Source organism: Streptomyces sp. NPDC051776 (assembly GCF_040681345.1).
GTDB lineage: Bacteria > Actinomycetota > Actinomycetes > Streptomycetales > Streptomycetaceae > Streptomyces.
In genome coordinates this window covers 1-3,010 of the sequence record NZ_JBFAYQ010000136.1, presented here as the reverse complement: position 1 = coordinate 3,010, position 3,010 = coordinate 1, and the positions used below count along the sequence as shown (strand labels likewise).

Below are 3,010 nucleotides of genomic sequence, written 5' to 3'. Positions count from 1 at the left end.
GCTACCTTGCCGGCCTACACCTCCGCGCCTCGATGATCTGGATCAAGGACCTCACGCGAGCCACCCCTTGATCACGACCAAATACGCTCCCTAGTCCCCACCCACCAGTCCGGAGGTGAAGGCGTGGCCGACGAAAAACTCGCACGTCCACTTGCGTTCTCCAGCGTTCCGGAGCGCCCCTCGCCCCGCCAGATGGTGCGTCCGCACGCACAGCACCCGCCCCTGCCGGGTCTGTGCGGACTGGGATCTGTATCCCGTACGGCCCGGCAGCTGAGGCCAGTCGGGGCCAATATGCCAGGCTACCGGTGTACGGCACCGTCCCGCGCCGATCATTTGCCGCAGAACTCCCCCTCGATCACTGCGTCGCTGTCCCCGGACCAGTCTCCGTTGAAGTTGAAGGCGAGGGAGTGGCGGCCGTTCGCTGTTGTGACCGCCTCCGATACGGAGCCGGGGACTCCGCCCTCGTGGCCCCAGACATGAACGCCGCAGGACAGCTTGCGCTCGATCAAGCCCAGTCCGTAGCCGGCATTGGGGATGGCGTCGACCGTCACCGTGGTCTTCATCTCCTTCAGCTGCTGGGCCGGGAGCAGGCTGTCGCGCAGCAGGACGCGGTAGAAGCGGTTCACGTCGGCCGAGCTGGAGATCATGTCGCCTGCTGAGGAGGCGAGCCCGGGCGCCCACTGCGTGACGTCGTAGGTAGGGCCGGTGGCCGTCTGCGCCATCTTGGAGTAGGCGCGGCTGCTGGGCTGCGGCACGGTGACACGGCTGCTGGGGACCGACGTTGCGGTCAGGTGCAGAGGTTCGATGATTCTCTGGCGGATCTCGGTGGCGTACGAGCGGCCTGTGACGCTCTTGATCACCATGCCGGCGAGGACGTAGTTGGTGTTGGAGTAGTTCCAGGATGTCCCCGGCGCGAAGTCCGGTGCGTGGGACATGGCGATGGCGACGAGCTGGGCGGGGGTCAGCCGGTCGTAGCGGTGCTCGAAGAAGCCGGGAACGAGCAAGTACGTCCGAACGTAGGTCTTGTCGTCGGTGAAGTTGGCAATGCCGCTGGTGTGGTTGAGGAGCTGGCGGACGGTGACGCGGCGGCCGTCGTGGCCGTGGCCGCGGACAACTCCCGGCAGCCACTTCTCCACCGAGTCGTTCAGCGACAGTCGGCCCTCCGCCTCCAGCTGGAGCAGCACCGTGGCCACGAAGGTCTTGGTAATGCTGCCGATGCGGTAGCGGTCGTGCGGCGAGCGCGGCTCGCCTGTCCTGATGTTGCCGGCGCCCGCGGTCGCCGACCATGTGCCGCGCCGGTCCCTGACCGTGGCGATCACTCCGGGCACGCCGTCTTCGACCGCGGCCGCGATCGCCCGCCGGGTCGCGGCGTGGGTACTGTTCCCGGCCTGAGCCGCCGCGGACGCCGGGGCCACCGCAGCGGCGGACACCGCCAGAGCCGTCATTGCCACGAGGGTCGCCGCTACACGGGTTGCACGAATAGTCATGTATTTCTCCTTCGTTTTGCGCTCAGGACTGAGCGCCTTCAGGGGCGGGGTTTGCCGCGGCCCCGTCACGGCCTGCACCGGCCCACCGCTCACCGCCGCACCAAGCGGCACGGGTCCCGTCCGGGACAGCTGGCGGCACGCCCCATTACCCGCGCCAGTCACGCCTTCTGCCAGCAATTCACGCCGGGCGGGCGGAACGCGGCGCAGAGGCATCTGGCACGGACCGCGGTCACCGCCGGCAGCACGGCCGTGGCAACCTGCGGTTCGTCACGGCAACACTGCGGTGACAAGCTGTCGTTCGTCTCCTGTGCATGAGCAGATCCTCCTGCTGCTGCCGGGGTGCCTGCATCAGGGGCTCCCCCGACAACTCCCCACAAAGCCCCTGATTCTCCCCTGAGATGTAGCTGGGCGATCGCGTGACGCTGAGACGTTCCGACGCCTGCCTGCTGAGGGACGTCGCGGCTGTTGAGGTTCGGGAGCGGCTCGTAGCATGGCGGGATGCCGGTCCGCCGTCGGGTCCCACCGGGCCCGTACGATCTGCGCCTCACCCTGCGGGTCCTACGGCGCGGCGGCCGGGACCCCGCGTTTCGCTGGGACCGTGGCGCGCTTTGGCCGGGTCCCGGACCCCGCAGGGGCGCCCGGACCGGCTCCCGACGGCATGCGGGTCCCGCCCGAGCCACGAGTCCGGGCGATGATCCCCTCGTGGGAGTGGCACCGGGCCGGTGTGGAGGACAAGCCCGCCACCGCGATCATCAGGGCCTGCCGTCATGCGCCCCGGCTGGAGGAGGCCGCCGGTATGGAGCTGCCCGAGGCGATACGGCGGCTGCAGCTGGTGCCCGGCATCGGGCCGTGGACGGCCGCCGAGGAATCCAGCGTGCAGGCGGCGCACCGGGTGCCATCTCCACGGGCGATCTGCATCTGCCCGGGCCCATCGGCTACGCGCTGACCGGCCGCCGCGGACTGGGCGGCACTGAGATGCTGGAACTGCTCGCTCCCTGTTCCGGGCAGCGCCGCCGCGCCGCCCGCCTCATCCTGCTGACAGGCCGCATCCCCGCCCGACGCGAGCCGCGCGCACCTCTTGGGCGCATTGCCCGCGTGTAGCCACCGCGACGAGCGAGGAGGACGTCGAGCTTGCTTGCTCTGCTGGAAACCTCGCACGGGCACGTTGGGATGCCCGGCGGGAACGGAAGGGGGCCAGGACGAATATCTGTGAGGCCACGGCGGTCACACCGAACAGGCGGAGCCGCGGACCGTGCTCCCCCGCCCGAGTCCGGATCGGCGTCGGTGTACCGGGTGCGCTCGTCCTCGTCGGCCAGACCGAGGGCAGCCGTCACCGACCTGGCCGACGAGATCCACGGGCCGAAATTCCAGTTCGCTGCTCTGCCCCCTTCCCGCGAAGGGGGCAAAGGTCAGCCGAAATGCGGTTCTCCTAGGGCCTGTGTGATGTCGTGATCAATCTTGCTGATCCGGATCTGTATGGAGGGGTGCATCGGGTAGGAAGAGGGGTGTGACGCGCAGGCAAC

1 protein-coding gene and 1 pseudogene are annotated in these 3,010 nt (G+C 69.2%); one reads left to right on the top strand and one right to left on the bottom strand.

Features of this window, described 5'->3' with window-relative positions:
• Nucleotides 1–329: 329 nt before the first annotated feature.
• Nucleotides 330–1,487, bottom strand: a complete 1,158-nt coding sequence (locus AB0M26_RS31655) for a serine hydrolase domain-containing protein (RefSeq protein WP_365266428.1) — start codon at nt 1,485–1,487, stop codon at nt 330–332.
• A gap of 622 nt (nt 1,488–2,109) precedes the next feature.
• On the opposite strand from AB0M26_RS31655, the pseudogene AB0M26_RS31650 reads away from it, so the two are divergent.
• Nucleotides 2,110–2,588: pseudogene (locus AB0M26_RS31650) on the top strand (DNA-3-methyladenine glycosylase 2 family protein); the annotation flags it as partial.
• Nucleotides 2,589–3,010: the final 422 nt, after the last annotated feature.